The 22,646-nt window shown below is 54.1% G+C and carries 18 protein-coding genes; 10 read left to right on the forward strand and 8 right to left on the reverse strand.

The genetic code is table 11. The annotated features are described in order from the left end of the window. Nucleotides 1-256: 256 nt before the first annotated feature. On the forward strand, nucleotides 257-1,054 hold the full coding sequence (locus OQ371_RS24060) for an LOG family protein (protein WP_265990947.1): 798 nt from the start codon (nucleotides 257-259) through the stop codon (nucleotides 1,052-1,054). Here OQ371_RS24060 and OQ371_RS24065 read toward each other — a convergent pair. Then, complete coding sequence (locus OQ371_RS24065) at nucleotides 1,051-2,043, reverse strand: ComEA family DNA-binding protein (protein ID WP_265990949.1); 993 nt, start codon at nucleotides 2,041-2,043, stop codon at nucleotides 1,051-1,053. The genes OQ371_RS24060 and OQ371_RS24065 overlap by 4 nt on opposite strands. A 208-nt stretch (nucleotides 2,044-2,251) precedes the next feature. Between OQ371_RS24065 and OQ371_RS24070 the strand changes: the two genes are divergently transcribed. From OQ371_RS24070 to OQ371_RS24085, 4 genes are all read left to right on the forward strand, one after another. Next, nucleotides 2,252-3,136 carry a DnaJ C-terminal domain-containing protein gene (locus OQ371_RS24070; RefSeq protein WP_265990950.1) on the forward strand — a complete coding sequence of 295 codons (885 nt, stop codon included), beginning with the start codon at nucleotides 2,252-2,254 and terminating at the stop codon, nucleotides 3,134-3,136. 10 nt (nucleotides 3,137-3,146) lie between these two features. Then, nucleotides 3,147-3,437, forward strand: a complete 291-nt coding sequence (locus OQ371_RS24075; protein WP_265990952.1) for a chaperone modulator CbpM — start codon at nucleotides 3,147-3,149, stop codon at nucleotides 3,435-3,437. Between the two features lie 20 nt (nucleotides 3,438-3,457). Continuing rightward, nucleotides 3,458-4,195, forward strand: a complete 738-nt coding sequence (locus tag OQ371_RS24080; RefSeq protein ID WP_265990954.1) for a Nif3-like dinuclear metal center hexameric protein — start codon at nucleotides 3,458-3,460, stop codon at nucleotides 4,193-4,195. 101 nt (nucleotides 4,196-4,296) lie between these two features. After that, nucleotides 4,297-5,796, forward strand: a complete 1,500-nt coding sequence (locus tag OQ371_RS24085; protein ID WP_265990955.1) for a glycine--tRNA ligase — start codon at nucleotides 4,297-4,299, stop codon at nucleotides 5,794-5,796. A gap of 111 nt (nucleotides 5,797-5,907) precedes the next feature. On the opposite strand, the gene OQ371_RS24090 is transcribed toward OQ371_RS24085, so the two are convergent. Further along, nucleotides 5,908-7,026, reverse strand: coding sequence for a hypothetical protein (locus OQ371_RS24090; RefSeq protein ID WP_265990957.1), 1,119 nt, complete (start codon nucleotides 7,024-7,026; stop codon nucleotides 5,908-5,910). A gap of 190 nt (nucleotides 7,027-7,216) precedes the next feature. Here OQ371_RS24090 and OQ371_RS24095 point away from each other — a divergent pair, with 190 nt between their 5' ends. Next, a complete protein-coding gene (locus OQ371_RS24095; RefSeq protein ID WP_265990959.1) occupies nucleotides 7,217-7,654 on the forward strand; it encodes an SRPBCC family protein in 438 nt (145 codons plus the stop codon). Here OQ371_RS24095 and OQ371_RS24100 read toward each other — a convergent pair. From OQ371_RS24100 to cobA, 6 genes are all read right to left on the reverse strand, one after another. After that, on the reverse strand, nucleotides 7,651-8,124 hold the full coding sequence (locus OQ371_RS24100; protein ID WP_265990960.1) for a nitrate reductase associated protein: 474 nt from the start codon (nucleotides 8,122-8,124) through the stop codon (nucleotides 7,651-7,653). The two genes, OQ371_RS24095 and OQ371_RS24100, sit on opposite strands and share 4 nt — an antisense overlap. Before the next feature lie 51 nt (nucleotides 8,125-8,175). After that, nucleotides 8,176-9,651 (reverse strand): rubredoxin, encoded by a 1,476-nt coding sequence (locus OQ371_RS24105; protein WP_265990961.1) that lies wholly within the window; start codon nucleotides 9,649-9,651, stop codon nucleotides 8,176-8,178. A gap of 52 nt (nucleotides 9,652-9,703) precedes the next feature. Continuing rightward, nucleotides 9,704-13,261 carry a nitrate reductase gene (locus OQ371_RS24110; protein WP_265990963.1) on the reverse strand — a complete coding sequence of 1,186 codons (3,558 nt, stop codon included), beginning with the start codon at nucleotides 13,259-13,261 and terminating at the stop codon, nucleotides 9,704-9,706. A gap of 87 nt (nucleotides 13,262-13,348) precedes the next feature. Continuing rightward, nucleotides 13,349-14,650: a NarK family nitrate/nitrite MFS transporter gene (locus tag OQ371_RS24115; protein ID WP_265990965.1), complete on the reverse strand. Its 1,302-nt coding sequence runs from the start codon at nucleotides 14,648-14,650 to the stop codon at nucleotides 13,349-13,351. A gap of 15 nt (nucleotides 14,651-14,665) precedes the next feature. After that, entirely contained in the window at nucleotides 14,666-16,210 is a 1,545-nt protein-coding gene (locus OQ371_RS24120) for an alginate export family protein (RefSeq protein WP_265990967.1), read from the reverse strand. Nucleotides 16,211-16,469: 259 nt separating this feature from the next. Continuing rightward, on the reverse strand, nucleotides 16,470-17,228 hold the full coding sequence (gene cobA / locus OQ371_RS24125; RefSeq protein WP_265990969.1) for a uroporphyrinogen-III C-methyltransferase: 759 nt from the start codon (nucleotides 17,226-17,228) through the stop codon (nucleotides 16,470-16,472). Between the two features lie 279 nt (nucleotides 17,229-17,507). Between cobA and nirB the strand changes: the two genes are divergently transcribed. The 4 genes from nirB to OQ371_RS24145 all read left to right on the forward strand — a co-directional run bounded on the left by nirB (nucleotide 17,508) and on the right by OQ371_RS24145 (nucleotide 22,643). Then, a complete protein-coding gene (gene nirB / locus OQ371_RS24130; protein WP_265990971.1) occupies nucleotides 17,508-20,042 on the forward strand; it encodes a nitrite reductase large subunit NirB in 2,535 nt (844 codons plus the stop codon). A gap of 91 nt (nucleotides 20,043-20,133) precedes the next feature. Beyond that, complete coding sequence (nirD, locus tag OQ371_RS24135; protein ID WP_265990972.1) at nucleotides 20,134-20,490, forward strand: nitrite reductase small subunit NirD; 357 nt, start codon at nucleotides 20,134-20,136, stop codon at nucleotides 20,488-20,490. Nucleotides 20,491-20,496: 6 nt separating this feature from the next. Beyond that, nucleotides 20,497-21,957, forward strand: coding sequence for an ATP-binding protein (locus tag OQ371_RS24140; RefSeq protein WP_265990973.1), 1,461 nt, complete (start codon nucleotides 20,497-20,499; stop codon nucleotides 21,955-21,957). Further along, nucleotides 21,954-22,643 carry a response regulator transcription factor gene (locus OQ371_RS24145; RefSeq protein ID WP_265990974.1) on the forward strand — a complete coding sequence of 230 codons (690 nt, stop codon included), beginning with the start codon at nucleotides 21,954-21,956 and terminating at the stop codon, nucleotides 22,641-22,643. The genes OQ371_RS24140 and OQ371_RS24145 overlap by 4 nt, the downstream gene beginning before the upstream one ends. Nucleotides 22,644-22,646 lie beyond the last annotated feature (3 nt).

Consider the following 22,646-nt stretch of genomic DNA (forward strand, 5'->3'; position numbering starts at 1 on the left):
AATTAACTCGCCAGTTCTCCGGACCCAAACGAGTCTGGAATTCCTGACAAATTAAGCAATCAATTACGCAGCATTTATGCTGTTCTAAACAGAAATTTCGCAAAAACCGCTGGAGGATACCCGTTTATTGCCGGCAAATAGATCACAAACACTCCCACCATCAGCGAGTTAAACGGCTCACAGATTTTGAAGGCTGCGCTGCATACCGCCTTTTAAATTTCGTAACCGCCCTAACTCCTAGAGATACATTAGTTATATGGACGCAGAAAAAACCGTACAGCGGTCGGAAACACAGGATGTTTCCCAAATCAAAAAAGATCTACCCAAACGCGACGAATTACTCCTTACCCCGGACGAACAACGCATCAAGGAAGCGTTTCAGGACCGAAACTGGAGCGAAATAAAAATTGCCGACTCCTGGGTTATTTTCAAGGTAATGGCCGAATTTGTTGAAGGCTTCGACAAACTGGCCAAAATCGGACCCTGCGTGTCGATTTTCGGATCGGCCCGGACCAAACCCGACAATCCGTATTACCAGATGGCCGAAGAAATTGCGGCTAAACTCGTGAAGCACGGCTACGGCGTCATCACCGGCGGAGGACCCGGCATCATGGAAGCCGGTAACAAAGGCGCTTTCGAACAGGGCGGAAAATCCGTCGGCTTGAACATCCACCTCCCCTTTGAGCAGGAAAGCAATATTTACATCGATCCAGACAAGAACATCAACTTCGATTTCTTCTTTGTCCGGAAGGTTATGTTCGTGAAATATGCGCAGGGGTTCATTGTGCTGCCGGGCGGCTTTGGCACGCTCGACGAACTGTTCGAATCGCTCACGCTGATTCAGACGAAAAAAATCGCCCGCTTTCCCATCGTGCTGGTAGGAACAACGTTCTGGAAGGGCCTGGTCGATTGGATCGAAGAAGTCATGCTCGGGCAGGAAGGCAACATCAGCCCCGGCGACATGAAATTGATTTCGCTGGTCGATACGGCGGAAGATGCCGTAAAAGCCATCGATGATTTCTACATGAAGTACTTGCTGAAACCGAATTTCTAAAATTCCAGGTACGGTTTTAGTCGTTCGATGGTTTTGGCATCGAGCACCCGGATTGTGCGCAGTGACTCGGGCGAGACAAACGGCCCGTGCTGCGCCCGGTAGTTTACAATAATTTCCGCCTGTCGTTTCGACAGGTAGACGTGGCGGTCGAGTTCTTCGGCGGTGGCGGTGTTGATCGCCAGTTTTTTAACCGGCGATAGAACCCGACCGTATTTGTTCAGCTCTTCCAGGGCCAGCGAATCCAGCCCGAACACTTCGGCATACTGATCCGCCGAGACAAACCCGCCCAGACCGTCGCGAAACTTGATGATTCGCCCCGCCAGTTTGGAGCCAATTCCCCGCAGTTTTATCAAATCAGTGGTATCGGCGGTGTTGATGTCGAACGGTTGCAGAACCGGTTTCGCCAACCGTTCACCCGAATAAGTCGGTCTGCCGGACGGATAGGGTTTATCACCCAAGTCCTTCTTGCGGGCATACCGCTCGCGGTGCTCGTACGGTTTATCCGCCCGGCTTTCAGCGGCAAGCTGGATGTACGGTTCGAGCTCAGCGTAAAACTCCGGTGAGAAGTCGTAGATTTTCAGCAAATCTTCTTTCTGGCGAAACCGTCCGCCCTTGGAACGGTACCGGACAATGCGTTCGGCCAGCCAGCGGGGCGCGCCCAGTCGCTGCCAGCTTCCGGCATCAATAGCATTGGGGTTGAAGGCAAACCGTTCGGCTTTTTCCGACGCAACGGCGGGTTCGTAGCGGCCCGGCCGGTTGGCATCCCGGTCTTCCGAAACGGTTTTGTCGACCTCCAGCAGGGCAACCAGGCTATCGAGCTGTCGCCGGTCGGCTTCGGAGGTATCCGGAACCTGGTCCGGCACAAACAGGCGGTAGGCCACTGGCAGTAGCAACAGCAAACCCGTGAACAACAGCAGCACAAACATTCCCCGGGCTTCCTGCTGCGACACGCCGAAATAATCCCGGAGCAGCGCTACGACTTTCTTCATACCAGAAACCAGAGTTTCCTTCAATAAATGGTGTGGATAAATTCCCCGATACTGATTTTTAGACGATTAAATTCCGGAAAGGTCACCGTGCTCGTTCTAAATTGCAGGACGGGCAAAAACGGGCCTTCCGAACAATTCAACCCATTGTGAGTTTCTGTACAGTACGATAACTACCGCCGAACTTCCGCAATTTTAGTCCAACACCGCTATGGCGTTTATTGATTATTACCAGGTCCTCGGCCTCGACAAAAGCGCTTCGACAGAAGACATTAAAAAAGCGTATCGAAAGCTGGCCCGGAAATACCATCCGGACCTGAATCCCAACGACAAAGAAGCCAACACGAAGTTTCAGCAGATCAACGAAGCCAATGAGGTTCTGAGCGATCCTGAGAAACGAAAAAAATACGACCAGTACGGCGAGAACTGGCGCCAGGCCGAGCAGTTTGAACAGGCCCGCCAGTCGGGGCAATACGCCAATACGGACGGCGGGCAACGGTACGCGGGCGATCCGTATTCAAGCAGCGATTTCTCCAGCTTCTTTGAGTCGTTTTTCGGGGAACAACCCCGGGGCGGGCGACAAACTTCCTTCCGGGGGCAGGATTACACGGCCGAACTGCACATCAGCTTGCAGGAAGCCTACCAGACGCACCAGCACACGCTGACCGTCAACGGCAAAAACATTCGGATTACCGTCCCGGCCGGGATTGCCGATGGGCAGGTGATCAAACTCAAAGGCCAGGGCGGCCCCGGTGCCAACGACGGACCGAACGGCGATTTGTACATTACGTTCGTGATTGCCGACGATCCGACCTTCAAGCGGCTCAACGACGACCTGTACCTGACGGTTGACCTGGATTTGTATACGGCGGTGCTGGGCGGAGACATAACGATCGACACCCTGAGCGGCAAAGTCAAGCTGAAGGTGAGTCCCGAAACCCAGAACAACACGAAAGTTCGGTTGAAAGGTAAAGGTTTTCCGGTGTACAAACAGGACGGAAAATTCGGGGACCTGTACGTGACCTATTCGGTTAAAATCCCAACCGGACTCAGCGACAAACAAAAGGAATTGTTCAAAGAATTATCCCAACTATAAACATAAAGGTATGCAATCGGAGGAGGTGATTCTTGTGGAAGATTACTGCCAGAAATACACAATTGACCAAACATTCGTGCTTTCCCTGGCCGATTACGGACTCATTGAATTGGTGTTGGTAGAGGAGCGACAATGCATCCCGTTTCATCAGTTACCAACCGTCGAGAAATTCAGTAACCTGCATTACGACCTAAATATTAATCTGGACGGCCTGGATGTAATCAGCCACCTGTTGCAGCGAATTGAAGCCATGCAGGAAGAAATCCGGCAGCTGAAAAGCGAACTGGCAACGCTTCAGTAAACCGTGTTCTGGGAACTTCCATGCTGGTATCGGAGCTGACTGCGTTTCTTACGTCATTTTTCAACACCGTTCGCTATCCGCCCGACGAACAGGGCGGTGTGTATGAGCGGCCCAATGCTGCCGCTTCGGACCGGCCGCTTCATCGCTTGGGGCTGGCGCTCGAACCGGGGCCGGATCTGCCAGCGTGGCTGCACGAAAACCGCATTGACGCGCTCTGGCTCCACCGCCCCTGGCAACTTGATCCGTCGGTTTTACCGCCTGACTTTCCGGTTTTGTTTCATCACCTGCCCTTTGATGAGCACCTGACGATTGGCTACAATCACCCACTGGCGGATGCGCTGGGAATGTCGTGGACGGCTACCCGCATTCCGGAAGTTCTGGGCACCAAACAGGCACCCGGCTTTCCGGTTCGCCCCATCGGCATGATCGGACCGGTTGTAGAGCTTGATTTTACCGGCTGGTGCCACCGGATTGCGGAACAGTTTGGCGGCTACGACGAAGCGAAAGCGGGCCACCAAAATCGCCCGGAACGGATTGCCGTTGTCGGGGCTATGAACGATGCGCTGGTGCGGGAAGCGGCTGCGCGGGGGGCCGGCCTGTACGTGACCGGGCAATACCGCAAAAGCGCGCAGAAAGCCGTTGATGAAACCGGCATGGCCGTACTGGCCGTCGGCCACCGGCGTAGCGAGGAATGGGGCCTGCGGATGCTGGCGGAAATACTCCGAAACCACGGATTCGTTGCCTTAGTGACACCGTAACCCACGAACGGGATCTTTGTAAGCTATCTTCCTGTGAGCGATTGGCCTAAAAAGATAAAAATTTTGTCAGGCGATGGTCTAATCTGTATTTTTGCGGCATCATGGAAGAAGCAAAACCAAAGCCGGCTCCGGCCACCTCGCTGCAAGACATTATTTCCCACGCCAAAGAATACGGTTTCGTGTTCCCGTCCAGTGAAATTTACGACGGGTTACAGGCCGTTTACGACTACGGTCAGAACGGTGTGGAATTAAAAAATAACCTCAAGACGGTCTGGTGGAAAGCCATGACCCAGGTCCACGAAAACGTGGTGGGCATCGATGCCGCCATTTTCATGCACCCGCTGACGTGGAAAGCATCGGGACACGTTGATTCGTTCAACGATCCGATGATCGACAATAAAGATTCTAAAAAACGCTACCGCGCCGACCAGTTACTCGAACTGAAAGCCGAAGAATACGCGGCCAACGGACAAGCCGACAAAGGCCATGAACTGCTGGTTGAAATGGGCCGTTTGCTCGACGCGGGCGACCTCAACGGTGTTCGGGAGCTGATCATCAGCGAGGGCATTGTGGATCCGATTTCCAAAACCGCCAACTGGACCGAAGTCCGGCAGTTTAACCTGATGTTCTCGACGCAGGTAGGCTCCGTGGCCGAAGACGCCAGCCTGATTTACCTACGGCCCGAAACCGCACAGGGCATTTTTGTCAACTTCCTGAACGTGCAGAAAACCGGCCGGATGAAGATTCCGTTCGGAATTGCCCAGATCGGTAAAGCGTTTCGCAACGAAATCGTGGCCCGGCAGTTTACGTTCCGGATGCGCGAGTTTGAGCAGATGGAAATGCAATTTTTCGTTCGCCCCGGCACCGAAATGGAATGGTACGAAAAGTGGCGCGATACCCGGCTGAACTTCCACAAAGCCGTGGGACTGCCCGCCGAAAAGCTAAAATTCCACATTCACGAAAAGCTGGCGCACTACGCCAACGCAGCCGTCGATATTGAGTACCAGTTTCCGTTTGGGTTCCGCGAAATCGAGGGCATCCACTCCCGCACGGATTTTGACCTGAAAAGCCACCAGGAACTGAGCCGCAAAAAGCAGCAGTACTTCGACAACGACCTCGACGAAAACGGCAAACCGTACGGCAATTACATTCCGTACGTGGTCGAAACGTCCGTCGGCGCCGACCGGCTTTTTCTGGCCGTATTCTGCAACGCTTACACGGAAGAAGTGGTGGGCGAAGGCGAAAACCAGAAAACCCGTACGTACCTCAAACTGCACCCGGCGCTGGCCCCGGTGAAAGCCGCTGTCTTCCCTTTAATGCGTAGAGATGGTCTGCCGGAAAAGGCGCAGGAAATTGTGAAGCAATTGCGCAGCGAATTCCGGGTGATTTACGAAGAGCGCGACGCCATCGGCAAACGCTATACCCGCCAGGATTTGATCGGTACGCCGTTCTGCATCGCCGTCGACTACCAGACGCTGGAAGACAATACCGTCACGATCCGCTACCGCGATACCACCGAGCAGGTCCGCGTTCCCATCAGCGAACTGAAAAGCCGCATTGGCCAGGAAGTTTCCATCGAGCGGATTCTGGAGAACTTGTAGTCAAGCAAAACCGTAGTCGGTCATCAGCCGAACGGTTGACGATTCTATTTTCCAATTCATTAAATCGGAGCCGGTCGGCTCCGATTTTTTATTTTCGTGTCACCCTGTCCATCACAACAGATTGAGCAGTTTTTTAGTGAACACGCCATTTTTCGTTACAAGCTGAAAAATGACTAACCCGTTTGGGGCCGGTGAAAGATGGAGTAGATAACGATTGTCACCCAGCGTTTCAACCCGATGCTGGATTGACCGTCCGGCGGGTGTCAGTACCCGAAAGTGGGGAGACGGTTCGCCGGTTTCGACGCAAATACCGTGAAACGATGCAAAATAGACCTTCAGGTATGCGTCAGCAGGTTTAAACTCAACCGCAATTGGTTTCGAATTTTCAAACTGCCCATCGTAATCGACCTGGTGCAAGCGGTAATAGTTCATACCGGGTTGCGGATTTTCGTCCGTGAAGGTATAAAACTGCCGAGCCTGACTGGTGCCAACGGCGGGTTGCTGGCCAATCCGTTCGAACTCCAGCGCATCCGTGCTGCGCTCTAGGTCAAATCGCTCACTGTTTTCTTCAGAAGCCGTCTCCCAGTTTAACACAACGTTATTCTCCCGAACCTGTCCCTGAAAAGAAACTAACCGCACGGGTAACGGAGCCGCTTCCCACGAAAGATCGCCGATGGTAACCCCTTGCGTACCGGGATTAGCAATTACATTAGGACCGTTGCAATACTGAATGACAACCTGGGTGACCAAACCGCTGAACAGAACGGTATTCACCGGCGCCACGTTGTTGTTCGTACCGGTAATGACGTTGCCGACTACGGTATTGGCCCCCGCTACCGAAGCAGCACCGATGGCGGGTGTGACAGCCGCGGCACCATTCTGACCAGTGATGATCACCTGATCGACGTAATTGTAAGCCCCGTTCCCGCCGGTTGCCAAAGCGCCCCGGTCTACATCACGAACTAAAAACGAAAGATTGCTGATGCCGGGCGAGAATGTAATGGTGGTGGTGATGCAATGGGTGTTGCTGGTAAAATTCATATTCTGGCCCAGCCCATTGGCGTTATGTGCCGGCTGATTGGCCTGAAATCCCGTTGTGGTTCCGGTGATAACCACCGAGACGTTGGTTGCCGGAGAACCTATTGTGGTGTAGCTTTTTGATAGAGAACCGGATGTCCAGCCGCCACCGGTGGTAGCAAAGTCCAGATCTTGCGCCCGTAGGTTTGCCATTCCAAGGAAAGCAAGCGTGGTCGCCAACAGAAAATTGCGCATACCTTTCAAATTTATTTGTACGTGCAATATAAATATTCGAATTCAATTCCCTGCCGGCTTTGGACGCGTTGTGAAGAATTTAATTTGAATGATCGCGAACAATAGCGGTAAGGTAACTCTTTACAAAGCACTGGCTACAACGTAAACTATGCTGATTCGGATTCATACGCGGGTTGAACAACCCATGCACCGGGTTTGGGAGGGCTTCACACGGCACTTATTCAACCAACTGAGTCCGCCGTTTCCACCCGTGAAAGTCGTCCGGTTTGATGGCTGTCGAAAAGGGGATACAGTGCATTTGCAGCTGAATTTTCTGCTGTTTAAACAGGATTGGATCAGCAGGATTACCGGGCAGGAGGAAACGGATCAGGAGATTTACTTTATCGATCAAGGTACCCGATTACCGTTTTTTCTGGTTTACTGGCACCACAAACACCGTCTTATTGGCGAGGGAAACCACACCCGAATCGCCGACGAGGTGACGTTTCGGACGCCCACGCGACTGACGGATTTTCTACTGTACCCCATTATGTACGGCTTATTTGCGTACCGAAAACCGATCTACAAGCGGTATTTCAGCAGTTAAGACCCTAGTCCAAACTCTGCCAAAGCCCGGGGAAAATTGCTGCCTTCATGCCCGGAACGGCTTAATTTCACCAGCGCAAACCGCTGCATGACATCCAGTTGCATCCACTGCGCCACCGTTAAAGGCGGACAATTCCATTCGGCCGCTTTCTGTTGCACTTCGTCGGGCACTCGCCCCAACTCCTCCCAACTGGCATCCACCGGCGGTAACTCGCTGACGGTTTTCTGGCAGCGTTTAGCCACACAGTCGATGAGGCAATGCCGGTATTGCGCAATTTCGGATTCCGTATAACAGGGCCGCACCGCCAATTCGCGCTTTTCCAAGGCGCTCAATTTGACCCACTCGGGCAGTTTCAGCTTGAGGCCGCACGTGTCAAGCTTATACCGCACAATCATCGGAATACACCGAAACGTATCGACAAAATCGTTCTCAAAGGCAAAAAAGACAGTTTCGACGGCTTGCGGCTTCATAATTTAAACGAGTTGAAAGAGACAAGGGGCAAATAAGTGCTATCCGGATGGTTAATCAGCTTTGATCAGCGGAAGTACCACCTCCACCATCTCGCTTTTCGGCGCATCACAAGTGGGACAGCTGTAGTTAGCGGATAATGCTTCAAACGGAACTCCGGCCGGAATACCGCTGCGCTCATCGCCGTACTGCGGATTGTACACGGTAAAACAGTATGGGCACTGGTGCACCCAATTTTCCGCGTCGACGACCAACTCGGCCGATTCTGCTTCCAGCCGCACGGTTTTCCCATTTTCCTGCGACCGTCGGTTGTTAAACTTCCGGCACAGGCGGTCGATCTGGTGGGGCACAAAGGCTTTCAGCAACCCTTTCTCAAACCGGAAATAGGTGCGGCTATTGGGGTTAAAGTTTTCAGTAAAATAGAGATCGTAAACACTAAACAAATGAAGATGACCTATTCTCAACAGCGGTCGTTTACGAATCAGGATGGAGCCGAACACCTCGGATTTGGGCCGCGTCTGCACACCAAAACAAAGCCCGAATGTGCGCGTATCGTGTTTGCCAAAATACCGGATAATGTCGTTTTTCAGCCCAAGTCCTTCGTCGTTGTGGTCTTCGGTTTGCCAGGCGAGTTCATTAGCCGCGTGACGAACATTGATGTTATGCTTGCCCAGCACGTACGACCATAATGAACGATCTTTTTCCTCAATCCCTTTCACAATCAGCGATTTCCACGGCGTTACGCAGATTTCACCGATGCGGGTTTTTAGGCATAACGCACAGACATCCACCAGAAAATCAATCGAAAATTGTTCGTCCCTCCGGTACAGTCCCAGCCACGACCGTTGTCCATACCGGTTGAATCCTTCGTAATAAGGCAGCGAAAATTCCGGCAACTCAACCTCCTGCGTTGCGGGCTGCGTAATGAACGCTTGCCGGTGCGTAACCAGCGCGTACAGCGTTTCTTCATCCATCGACGCCCCTGCGTTCCAGCCCTCCAGCAGGGCCGTTTCAACGGCTTTGGCCAGCCGCCCCAGATCGTTGGTATAAATCAAATCCGGCCAGCGAAACACGGTATTGCTCTGCTTCGGGCGGACGTACAGATACCAGAAGTGCGGCTCAGGCGAAGCGATGAAGTTTAGATTACCCGTAAAAAATGGCGTAAAGCTCTGATTCGAATCCGACAGGTTAACCTTCAGGCGGGGCGGCTCCTCAAATTGATCCAACACCGTGTGGTACTCACTTTCCCGCAGCCACGCTCCCGTCCTAAACACGTCTTCCCCGCAATACGAACTGATGATATTGGGATACCGCTCCGAATTCAACTCATACCGCACCGGCAACTGTTTCAACTCTTTTTCCAGCGCCCGCATATCTTCGTAATGTACCGTCATCAACAACTGCTGACGCGCCCCGAACCGAACCTGCCGAACGTTGGCGCTGCGAGCCGCCGTCAACACCTGCTGCAACGCACCGGGCGAAACGATCCCCGCCGGGATGTTGATTTTCAAGGTATAATAGTCACGCATGGTCAGTTATGAGTTAAGAGTTATGAATTAAGAGTTGGCTGATGCATTCTAGTTAACTGGTAATTTTTACCTCATAACTCTTAACGTTTAATTCTTCACGCCCCAAAAGGATGCTGCGCACTTCCGGGCGGCAGGAGCCGCAGCCGGTGCCCGCACCGGTTTTTTGGCAGAGTTGCTGGAAGTCGGTGCAGCCATCCGCGATGGCGCGTTCGAGATTGCCCTGGCCAACGCTGTTGCAAGAGCAGACCAGCTTGCCCTCCACGGGGTCGACGGACTTGCTTGCCCGGAGCAGTTGCAGCCGCTTTTCGGACAGTTCAAGTCCGTTGGCAATCAGGTTTTGAAACTCCCGGAACTCGTTCTTATCGCCAACCAGGATAGCTCCCACCAGCTTATCGCCGTGAACAATGCATTTTTTGTAGTACCGTTTCGCCTTGTCGATAAAGACAATTTCTTCGTACTCAGCGTGGCCCGACAATCCGGCGTTAGCGGGTACTTCGGGCAAACCGATGCTGCACAGATGCAGGCCTTCCATTTTCAGAATATTCATCGAAAGGCTACCGCGATACGGCTTGGACACATCGCCAGCCAGGAATCGGGCAGCCACCTCGGCCTGTTGTTCGGCGGCCAGCGTAATGCCCCACATCTGACCGTTCCACTGCGCCAGCTCACCCGCGGCAAAAATGTCCGGGTCCGATGTTTGCAGATAATCGTTGACCACCACGCCCCGGTTGCATTCCAGCCCGGCTTCGCGCGCCAGTTCGATGTTTGGTTCGGTTCCAATGGCCAGCACCACCACCTGACACGGCAGTTTTAGCCCCGATTTTAACTGAATTCCTTCCACCTGCTGCGTTCCGGCAAACGTCTGAACTTCCTCGTTAAAATAGACGTCAATACCCCGGTCTTTGAGCTCCAGGTTGAGTAATTCACTGGCCAATGGATCGAGTTGGCGCTCCATAAACCGTCCCGCCCGCTGGATAACCGTCACGCGGACAGCTATCTGACGCAGCGAAGCAGCCAGCTCAAGGCCCAATAAACCGCCCCCGACAATGACCGCGTGCGGCTCGGCTCCGTCCGGTCCGTGCTTCAGAAAGGGCATCAGTGAATCCGCATCCAGCCGCGACCTCATGTTGAAAATGCCCGGTAGACGGGGTACGCCTTTGGGCATAAAGGCACGGCTGCCGGTACCGAGCAGTAATTTGTCGTACGGGTGTTCCTGCCCGTTGCTGTCGGTCAGTATTTTAGCTTTCCGGTCGATATGGACAATGCTGACGCCTTTATGCACAACAATCCGGTTTTCCGCAAATTGCTCTTCGCGCAGCTTCACGAGTTGTTCCCAGGACTGCGCTCCGCTGATGTAATCAGGCAGCAACACCCGGTTGTAGAAGGGATAAATCTCTTTGGAGAAAACGTGAATTTCGTCCTCCGTTTCCAACGCCCGGTAGGCATTGATAAAGCCCAATCCCGCCGAACCGGCCCCGATAATGACAATTTTTTCCGCTGGCTTCCGATAAGGTTTCACCTCGACCGCCGTAAACTTAAAATCGGGTTCCTTCGACCGGGGATCAACCAACGCGTTGGTTAAATTATTGGCTCGTACCTGATTGTTGTTCAATATTTTGCCCCAGTGCATGGGCATAAAACAAAGCCCCGGACGAACGTCCTCGGTCAATTGGGCTTTCACCCGAACCTCGCCCCGTCGGCCCTGCACCAAAACCAGTTGGCCTTCACGAATGCCGCGGATTCTGGCATCGTTAGGGTGAATTTGCAAAAGGGGTTCCGGAATATGCTGGCCTAGTTTCGCCACCCGACCGGTTTTGGTCATGGTGTGCCATTGGTCCCGGATTCGGCCCGTGGTCAGCACGAGCGGAAAATCCTCATCCGTCGGCTCCGACGCATTCCCATCCGGAACTGCGTGAATCTGCGCCCGACCATTTGCCGTGTAAAACCGATGATCGGCGAAAAGTCGCTTCGTTCCCACACCGTTTTCCTTTGATTGCTCCGGAAACGGCCATTGCACCGTGCGGTGTTTTTTCAATAATTCATAGCTAACACCGGTAACGTCAATATTTGTACCGGCGGTGATGCGGGTGTATTCCTGATACACCTCAGACGCACAGGTATAGTTGAACGATTCGCCAAAGCCCATTTTCTGCGCAAACCGCCAGATAATTTCGGCATCCGGCAACGCTTCGCCCGGTGCGTCGAGGACTTTGGGCAAATAAGAAATCCGGCGCTCGGCGTTGGTCATGGTGCCTTCCTTTTCGAGCCAGGCGGCAGCGGGTAGCACCACATCGGCAAAAGCGACCGTATCGGCCCGGCTTGAAACATCCTGCACCACCACAAACCGCGCTTTTTTCAGGGCTTTCTCAACGGCATTGGCATCCGGCATACTCACCATTGGATTCGTGTTGATGATCCAGATGGCTTTTAATTCGTCCTTCGCCAGTGCCTCAAACATTTCGGTGGCTGTCAGCCCCGGTTTGGGGGCAATGTTGACCGGTCCCTGCCAGAACGCTTCGACTTCCGCGCGGTGGGTGGCGTTGGTCACCTCCCGGTGCGCGGGTAAACTAGTGGCCAAACCGCCTACTTCCCGACCGCCCATTGCGTTGGGTTGGCCCGTCAGCGAAAACGGACCGTTGCCGGGTGTTCCAATTTTTCCCGTAATCAGGTGTAAATTGATGAGTGACAGATTCTTGTTGACACCCACCACCGACTGATTCAGGCCCATCGTCCAGAGCGACAAAAAACCGTTGGCACGCCCAATCCACGCAGCCGCCTGCTGAATGGCTTCGGCCTCGACTCCGCAGAGATCAGCCGCTTCTTCCACCGTTCGCTGCATCACCTGCTCGCGGTAGGCGGCAAAACCGTCCGTGTGGTCCAGCACAAAATCAGCATCAACAAAGCCGTTTTCGATCAGCAGGCGACCAATGGCATTGTTCAGCACAATGTCGGTGCCGGGCCGAATTGGCAGGTGAAGATCCGACGAGCGGGCCGTATCCGTCCGGCGGGGATCTACGCAGATGATTTTGACGTGCGGGTTAGCGGTCTTGTGCGCTTCGATGCGACGCCAGAGAATGGGATGACACCAGGCCGGATTGGCGCCCTGCACGAAGAAAACATCGGCCTCTTCAATGTCGTCATAGCAGACGGGTACGGAATCCTCACCCAGCGAAAGCTTATAACCGACCACCGCCGAACTCATGCAAAGCCGGGAGTTCGTGTCGATGTTGTTGGAGCCAATAAACCCTTTAATGAGCTTGTTAACCAGGTAATATTCTTCCGTCAGGCACTGCCCCGACACGTAAAACGCCACAGAATCAGGGCCGTATTTTTGAATGAATGTCTTGAAAATGGCTGCGGTCCGTTCCAGAGCTGTATCCCAGCCAACCCGTTGCAACGGCATCGACCGCCCAAACCGCATCTGCGGATACAGTAATCGATCTGACCCATCCATCACCGTATAGTGCAGATTCATCCCCTTCGAACAAAGCATTCCGCGATTAGACGGATGTTCTTTGTCGCCCTCAACCGTCAGTCGGCCATTCGGCTCCTGTTTGACCACGATTCCGCAGCCAACTCCGCAGTAACAACAGGTAGTTTGATGAGTCATTTTTAGTGATGAGTTATGAGTGAAGAATAAAGAGTTATAAACAGGCGGAGCAACTCATACTTCTTAACCCTTCATTCTTAATTCCTTTTACGCTGTTTGCAACTTTGCCTCAGCAGGTTGAGCAACGGTAGTCTTACCAAAGTTGACCAGAAACAGCAGCAGCCCGGTGATGGCAACGATGCCCCCGATGTACAGAAAGGCTTCGCCATAGCTGATCGTCTGCGATTTGAAGAGAAAGCCCATCAACATTCCGCCGATGTTGCCGCCCGCCCCGACTACGCCGGAAATTACCCCGACCGCTTTGGGATTGACAAAGGGCACGATAGCGTAGGTACCACCGTTGGCCATTTTCAGGAATAGCGCGAACGTAATCATGGAAAGAATGGCCATCGGCAGGTTTCCGGCATTGGCAAAGAGCATAATGCCCAGCCCTTCCAGCAGCAGCATAGTGGCCAACAGAACGCCTTTGCCGCGCATTCCGTAGTTGGCCCCTACTTTGTCGGCCACAATCCCGCCCAGCGCCCGGGCAAAAATGTTCATGAAACCGAACAGCATGGCCCAGAAGCCCGCTTCGGTTTCCTGCATGTGGAAATTATCAAAGAAATAAAGCGAAGCCACCCCATCGAAGGTGATTTCCATGCCAAAGCAGCAAGCATATGCCAGCGCCAGCGCCCACACCCGGATATCAGCGCACGCTTTCCCGAAACTAACCTTCTCCCCTTTATCCGCCGTGCGCCGAATCTCCTCGTAGTTTCCGTTGGGTGTGTCTTTTGTAAATCGGTAATAAATAAATGCCATGATGAGCATCATCACACCCGGTACAATCATCGCCAGCCGCCAGGCTTCTGGTTTTGTGTAGCCGAAACCGATGATGGTGGCCATAATCAGGGGCATGGCTAACTGGGTAATGCCCCCGCCGAGGTTCCCCCAACCGCCCGCAACGGCGTTGGCCGTGCCTTTGATTTTGGGCGCAAACATCATCGACGTGTGGAACTGGGTAATCACAAACGACGCCCCAATCACGCCAATAGCCAGCCGGAATAGCAGGAAGGTGGTGTAATCGTGGGCCAGACCAACCAGCATGACCGGAAACGCCCCCAGCACCAGCAAAGCCGTGTAGGTTTTCCGTGGCCCCCAGGTATCGCAAAGACGACCGATAATCAGCCGGGCAAAAATGGTGGCCGAAACGGCAGCAATTATCGTGTTGCCTACTTCGGGTTTGGTCAGGCCCAGATCGGCGCGAATGGCGGGCATCAGCGGAGCCAACCCAAACCAGCCGAAAAAGCAGACAAAGAACGTCATCCAGGTGATGTGAAACGTCCGCATTTGAATACCGCTAAAACTGAATACGGGCAGCGTTTCCAACGGTTTATTAGCACGTGAGTTCATCTTGGTTCAAGCTTTTTAGTTAGCGAAAAAATCAGGGCGAATGTTGATCATCAGGTAGGCCCAGGTTCCCAGCTTAGCTTTCTGGTTCATGGTGCCTTGTTTGGTGTATTCCAGCGTGTTGGTGCCGCTCATCAGCGCGTAACCCGCTTCCAGGGTCGTAAATTTGTTCAGGCCGTACGTTGCCGTGAAGTCGTATTCCAGACCCAGTCTGGAATCCAGCACAGCACCCGCCGGAGCGTCCGGCATTTTGTTATAGGTGGTGGCTGCCAGGGCGAAATAGTGTACATCCAGGGCGGTGGCTAGCCGTTTCCCGGCGTATTTAAACTTCAAAAAGGCGTCTTTCAGCCCACCAACCGGCGAGCCTGTACCGACGTAGAAATAATCCATGTAGCCCCAGTGCTTGTGGGGTGTCCCATACAGCGGATCGAACCGGCCCGTTTCGCCCGGCCTGGCGTGGGCAGCGTTCGTTCCGGAAAGGACTTCGTAACCGGGTGTGACACTCAGCAACCCTTTCTGGAACGTAACGTTCGCTCCGTAGTGATAGGCATTGCGGATACGCAGGCCGTCGCGATCACGGCCAGTTTGCCCATAGCCAAACGCCTGCCACAGAATCTGCCCGGTTTTGATACCCGAAATTTCCCGTTGGCCCGTGAGCATGGCCCCGTAAGTAAGTCGGGAGTTTACGCCAGAAACATCATAACGGCGTCCGTATACGTAACCCGTTGTAACGCTGCCCAGCGAGTCGATGCGGTATTTCGAAAAATCATCTTTGAAGACCAGCGCCGAGAATTTGGTCCGGCCAAATGCGGGGCTGTTAAACTGACGCATAAGATACGCCATTTGAAACGCTTTGAACTGCTGGTTCTGACCATTCGTGCTGACGGCGCTAGCCACCACCGGCGCTCCGCCTTTTCCGACGGTTGGTAAAAAACCAGCCGGAACTGGCAGCGAAACGTTCTGGGTCGACAAGGCCGACGTTGGAGCGTTGGCGGGCGTATAACCCGTTCCGGTCACGCCAAACGCATCCGTATTTTGATTAAAGCCGACGCCTACATCCAACGCCCAGCCGTGGTGCTGCGCTTTCAGTAAGGCGGCATCGAACCGGCGCCCCTGCTGAAGCCAGTCGAGATTACCCAGTAGCCGCACGTCATCATAAACCAGCTCCTGCCGACCTAGTTTGAGTGATAATCGGTCAATAGGTCTGAATTTCAGGGTACTATCCGCCCGGTTGATCAGCGTCAAATCGGCCCAGGCTTCGTGGATCATTAACCGGTTCCCGTCGGCGGCACTGATGGTGGAGGCATCCTGGCCCCACACCCGCACGTCCTGTACGGCTACGTTAACGTGCACCCGGCTTCCTTTGTAGCCGAACATGAGCCGGGTACGCTGCGACGTAAATGCAGCCGTGCGGCTGTCTTTGGGCGTTAGATTGCCGTAGCCGTCACGCAATTCCGTCCGCGTGCGAAGCTGACCAACCAACGAAATCTGCGCCCGGAGTTGGGTATGGAGAAGCGTCAGCAGAAAGCATACGAGAGCCATCCGCCTGAAGTAGAAATTCATGGCATAAGTGGGTTGAAAGAAAAGCGCGGCCAGCGCAAAAACAGTCGAATTCCCGGAATGGGCGTAGTCGGCAACAGCCTGTGAAGACGAATCTTGGAATTACTTACTGGATACAAATGGTCGGCAGCTCCCGAAGGACGGCAGCAGCGGAATTTGCTTTACGTCTGTTTTTTCATTTTCTTTGAACCGTTTGTGTTTTACATAGACGAACCCGTTAAGCCGATCCAAAGGTGCCCCCACACCGGATCGGCTTTTTTAGTTATACCGCCACCGACAGCCCCCGCAGGCACTCCACCAGATAGGCCGGATGCAACGTAACGACTTCGCCGATGACCAGCACAGCCGGCGCCCCCACGCCCTGCTCTGCTACCAAATGCGGCATTTTCCAGACCTGACCTACCACACACTGCTCATTAAGCCGGGTTCCGTTCTGCACGACGGCCATCGGCATGTGGCCCCGTCCGGCCTGGCAGTATAAGGCGCAGATTTCGGCCAGTTTATTCATGCCCATCAGCACCACCACCGTAGCTTTTGACTGGACCGCCAGCCGCAAATCGTCGGACAGTTCGCCGTGGCGTGTGGTGCCAGTGATGACCCAGAAACTTTCGCTGACCCCCCGGGCCGTTACCGGTATTCCCTGCGAGGCTGGAACCGCAATGCAGCTGGATACGCCCGGAACTACCTCGCAGGCAATGCCGTACTGCCGAACGTGTTCGTATTCCTCATACCCGCGTCCGAATACGTAGGAATCCCCCCCTTTCAGCCGAACGACGTGGCCGTGTTCCTGCGCCAGCCGCACAATCAGGTCATTGATGGCTTCCTGCGAAAACGACGCTTTACCGGCTCGTTTGCCCACGTACGTTTTCAGCGCGTGCTTCGGTGCAAAATCCAGTAAGCTGTCGTTAGCCAGATCGTCGTACAAGACGACGTCGGCTTGTTGAAGCGCCCTGATCCCTTTCAAGGTGATCAATTCGCCGTCACCGGGACCCGCCCCCACGAGTGTAAGTTTTGGCTGCATGGCTATAGTGTTTTAGATACCCGTTATAGTTAAAATCTACTATTCCTACTATTTGCAATTTTCCGAAATGTTGGTTCAAATTTAGGGTCAAAATTTTGAAAAACAAGTCAAATCAGTAAAAACAAGATTAAATTTTAGATCTTTCAGAATAAAAATATAGGAATTAGCGAAAAGTCAGTTTAAATTTGAAGCGTAGTATTCAAATACTAATTGGGGAATTTTGTTAGAATATTACAAAAAATAAACGGGTTTGTTTTATTACTATAGTTACTATTAACTATGAACACAGGCAAAATGCAGCGCGTCGTTGTGATTGGCAACGGCATGGTCGGCTACAAATTCTGCGAGAAACTGGTAGCCAAACAAAAAAATGGGCAGCAGTTCAGTCTGACGGTTTTCGGAGAAGAGCCGCGTGTTGCCTACGATCGCGTTCATCTGAGCGCGTATTTTGCGGGTAAAACTGCCGACGACCTGACGTTGGCGCCCGAAAGCTGGTACACCGAAAACGGGATTCCGCTTTACCTGACCGATCCGGTGGTGGACATTGACCGCCAGCGCCGGGAAGTTCGTTCGCATCACGGCGTTGTCGTACCGTACGATTATCTGGTGCTGGCCACTGGTTCCGGGGCGTTTGTGCCACCCGTGGCCGGAGTGGAAAAAGATGGCGTCTTTGTTTACCGCACCATTGAAGACCTGGACCTGATTCAATCGTACGCACGGAAAGCTCGTAAAGGGGCGGTAATGGGGGGCGGTTTGCTGGGTCTGGAAGCGGCCAAAGCCCTGCTCGACCTTGGCCTGGAAGAAGCCCACGTCATTGAATTTGCCCCCCGGCTAATGCCCCGGCAAATCGACGATGCGGGTTCCGGCATTCTGCAACGCCAACTGGAATCGCTGGGCCTGAGCATTCACCTTTCTAAAAATACGCAGCAGATCACGGGCGAAGACACCATCCAGGGCATTCAGTTTGCCGACGGTAGCACGCTGGACGTTGATATGTTGATTATTTCCGCCGGGATTCGCCCGCGCGACGAGCTGGCCAAAGCGGCTGGCCTGAACACGCACCCACGCGGGGGCATTCTGGTCGATAATTTCCTGCAAACGTCTGACCCGGCGGTTTTTGCCATCGGCGAATGTGCCGTTGCTCACCACATGATTTACGGCCTGGTGGCTCCGGGTTACGACATGGCCGAAGTGGTGGCGGCCCGGTTGATGGGCGACGAAAAGGAGTTCAAGCCGTACGATATGTCGACCAAGCTGAAGCTGATCGGCACCGACGTTGGCAGCTTTGGCGATCCGTTTATCGGCGAACCCAATTGCCGCACCATTACCTACGAAAACAAGGCCAAAGGCATTTACAAGCGCATCAACATCGCGGCCGACGGCAAAACGTTGCTGGGCGGTATTCTGGTGGGTGATGCCGAGCAGTACAACATGCTGCTGCAAACCTGCAAGAACCAAACCATTTTGCCCCCCAATCCCGAAGACCTGATTCTGGGGTCGCGGGGTGGCGAAGAAGCGGGCGCAGCTACGTCCTTTGGGGGCGTCATGGGATTACCCGACGATGCACTGATCTGTTCCTGCGAAGCCATCACCAAAGCCCAGCTTTGCCACGAAATCGGCGAGAACGGGCATACCAGTATTGATGCGCTCAAGAAAGCGACCAAAGCCTGTACGGGTTGCGGAGGCTGTAACCCGCTGGTGAAAGACCTGATTCAGGGGGTGATGAAACAACAAGGCCATTACGTCCGGAACGTCCTCTGCGAACACCTCGACTACACCCGCCAGGAGTTGCTCGACCTGGTTAAAATCAACCAGTTGAAAACCTTTGACGAGGTGCTGGATCAATTTGGCAAGGGCGACGGCTGCGAGGTCTGCAAACCGGCGGTGGCTTCGCTGCTGGCCAGTTTGTGGAACGAAAACATTCTGGAACAGGGCCGCGCCACCATTCAGGATTCCAACGACCGGTTTCTGGCGAATATTCAGAAAGGCGGAACCTACTCCGTGGTTCCGCGCATTCCGGGCGGTGAGATTACGCCCGACAAACTGATCGTGATTGGTCAGGTGGCAAAAAAATACGGTTTGTACACCAAAATTACCGGTGGCCAGCGCATCGACCTTTTCGGCGCGCACGTTGGCGACCTGCCCCTGATTTGGGAAGAACTGATCAACGCCGGTTTTGAAAGCGGACACGCCTACGGGAAATCGTTGCGGACGGTGAAAAGCTGCGTGGGCAGCACCTGGTGCCGCTTCGGGGTGCAGGATTCGGTTTCGTTCGCCATCGAAGTAGAAGACCGTTACAAAGGCGTTCGCTCCCCGCACAAACTCAAATCCGGCGTATCGGGCTGCATCCGGGAATGTGCCGAAGCGCAGAGCAAGGACTTTGGCATCATTGCCACCGAAAAAGGCTGGAACCTGTACGTGGGCGGTAACGGCGGCTCCAAACCCCAACACGCCCAACTGCTGGCGTCGGACGTTGACAAGGAAACCTGCATTCGTTACATCGACCGTTTCCTGATGTTTTACATCAAAACCGCCGATCCGCTGACCCGCACGGCCACCTGGATGGCCAAAATGGAGGGCGGCATGACCTACCTGAAAGCCGTGGTGGTGGACGACGTGCTGGGCATTGGGGCCGATCTGGAACGCGAAATGCAACTGCTGGTCGATACCTTCAAGTGCGAATGGAAAGAAGTGGTCGACAACCCGGAACTCCGCAAACGGTTTACCCACTTTGTCAACGTCCCTGAACTGAAAGACCCGACCGTGGAGTTTGCCACCCTGCGCGATCAGAAACGGGCCAAAGAGTGGAAATAATCCGATTGCTCATCAGCGCCGTTTCCGTCCCCAGCTCCGGCCGGGGACGGGCCTAAAATCTTTGTTTTCACGCATCAACCGAATTATAATCATGGAAGCACTCATTGCTGATCAAGAACAAATGACGTGGTTTTTGGCCTGCCGCGTGGAGGATGTACCCGCCGATGGAGGGGCCTGCGTTCTGCTCAACGGCCACCAGATTGCCATTTACAACTTTGCCCGCCGGAACGAATGGTTTGCTACGGACAACGAATGCCCCCACCGCCAGCAAATGGCCCTGTCGCGCGGAATGATCGGCAGCCAGGGCGACGAACCCAAGGTGGCCTGTCCGTTCCACAAAAAAACGTTTTCGCTCCGCAGCGGCCAGTGCCTCAACGACGAAAGCTACCAGATTACCACCTTCCCGGTCAAAGTAACCGACGGAATGGTGTATATTGGGCTGGAATAAGCGAAAATGACCCAACTCGATCAGCAGGTTGCCCGCCGGTTAACCCGGTTTTACGTACTCGCGCTCACGGTGATCGCCGTGTTGTCGCTGAGCGGCCTGCTGTTCATCCGGCGCACGCTGAGCGACCATTACGACGACAGCCGGGTGGTCAACGTGGCCGGTCGGCAACGGATGCTGAGCCAGCGCCTGACCAAACTGGCCCTATTGCGCACGACCGAAATCCCGGCCACCGACACGGCTTCGTTTGCCGCCCTGCTGAACACCTGGAACCAGAGCCACCGGCAGTTGCGCGACGGTATGCTGCGAATGGAAAAGGAGTACCTGGTCCGGAAAAGCCGCCGGATCGACCAGATGCTGACCCAGCTCGAACCAGTTTTTGAGTCCATGTACCGGAATCTGGTTCGGATCAATACCGCATCGACAACGCCGGAGCAGAAAAAAGCCGCGTTGCAGACCGTACTGCGGGCCGAGCCGCTGTTTCTGGAACAGATGAACGCCATTGTTTTCCGGTTTGACCAAGAAAGCTTCGAGCGGGTCCGGGCGCTCGAACAGATTGAGTGGGTGCTGACGGTAGCGACGCTGCTGATTCTGCTGATTGAGGGGCTGCTGATTTTCCGGCCGGTGGTCAACCACACGAAAGACGTGATTCGCAAACTAACCGAGTCGGATGAGGCTCTGCGCCAGTCGAATGCGCAACTCAATGTAGCCAATACCGACCTGGAAAACGCCAACCGGCAACTGGTTATTACGCAGCGCGAACTGCTGTGGGCCACCGAGGAAAAATACCGGCTGCAAATAGCGGAAGAAAACAGTCGCTCGGCGGGGTTGCTGGAAGGCCAGGAAGAAGAACGGCGCCGGTTTGCGCGTGAACTCCACGACGGGATTGGCCAGATGCTGACCGGCCTGAAACTGCACGCGGAAAAACTGAAAGCCGTGCCCTTTCCCGAACCCAAACACCGCGAACGGTTTGAAGAATTGTGCACCCTGATCTACGACGTGATTCAAACCACCCGGCAGACTTCGCACAACCTGATGCCGTCGGTGCTGAGCGATTTTGGACTGGGAGCGGCTTTGCAGTTGCTGGCCGAACAGACCACCCGCTCTTCGGGCATCCCGGTTAGCTACGAGGGCGAAACGGAGGGGAAACGCCTGACGCCCGCCCAGGAAATTGGCCTGTACCGGATTGCGCAGGAAGCCCTCAACAACGCCATTAAACACGCGGAAGCGCAGCAGATTACCATTAGCTGGCATCGCGACGGCACCCAAACGACGCTTACCGTAGAGGACGACGGCAAAGGGTTTACGCAAAAAGCAGGGCCGAAAAAAGACCGGCCACCCCTGCCAACCAACGGCCTGCGGAACATGCACACCCGGGCCCGGCTGCTGAATGGAGAACTGACGATCACGTCAAAACGTAAAAAAGGAACGAACGTCACGGTTTATTCAACTGATACCCGCAACGCATGACACCGATACGAATTATGGTTGCCGACGACCACTCGGTGGTCCGAAAAGGCGTCCGACTGTTGCTGGAAGATGAAGCTGATATTGAAATTGTCGGGGAAGCGCCCGACGGCGATGAGGCTATTGATCTGATCCCCGTGGTCAACCCCGATGTGCTTTTTCTGGACATCACCATGCCGCGCTTGTCGGGCATTGAAGCCCTGCAAATCATTACGCAGCAGTTTCCGGCTGTCCGGATTCTGATGTTCAGTATGCACAACAACAAGGATTACATCCTGAAATCGGTGCAGTACGGCGCGGCTGGTTATTTACAGAAAGACACCGACCGGGAGGAAATTCTGCGGGCCATTCGGGCCGTTGTGGGGGGCGATTTGTATTATCCGCCCAGTGCTTCCTCCATCATTATCCGGCACCTGATGCTGCCCACTGCCCCGGCGGCCAGCGATGAAACCAGCCCCGCACCGTCCTCAAAATCGTCGATCTGGAACAAGGTCAGTTCGCGCGAAGCCCAGATTCTGACCTGCCTGATTGAAGGGATGAGCAGCCAGGAGATTGCCAAACGGTTCGACATTAGTTCCAATACCGTGGCCAACCAGCGCGCCAGTATCCTGCGAAAAGCGGGTGTCAAAAATACCGTCGAGCTGATCCGGCTGGCCCTGAATGAGAAGCGGTCCGGCGGTACTGCCTGAAAA

Origin of the sequence: Larkinella insperata, assembly GCF_026248825.1 — a bacterium.
GTDB lineage: Bacteria > Bacteroidota > Bacteroidia > Cytophagales > Spirosomataceae > Larkinella > Larkinella insperata.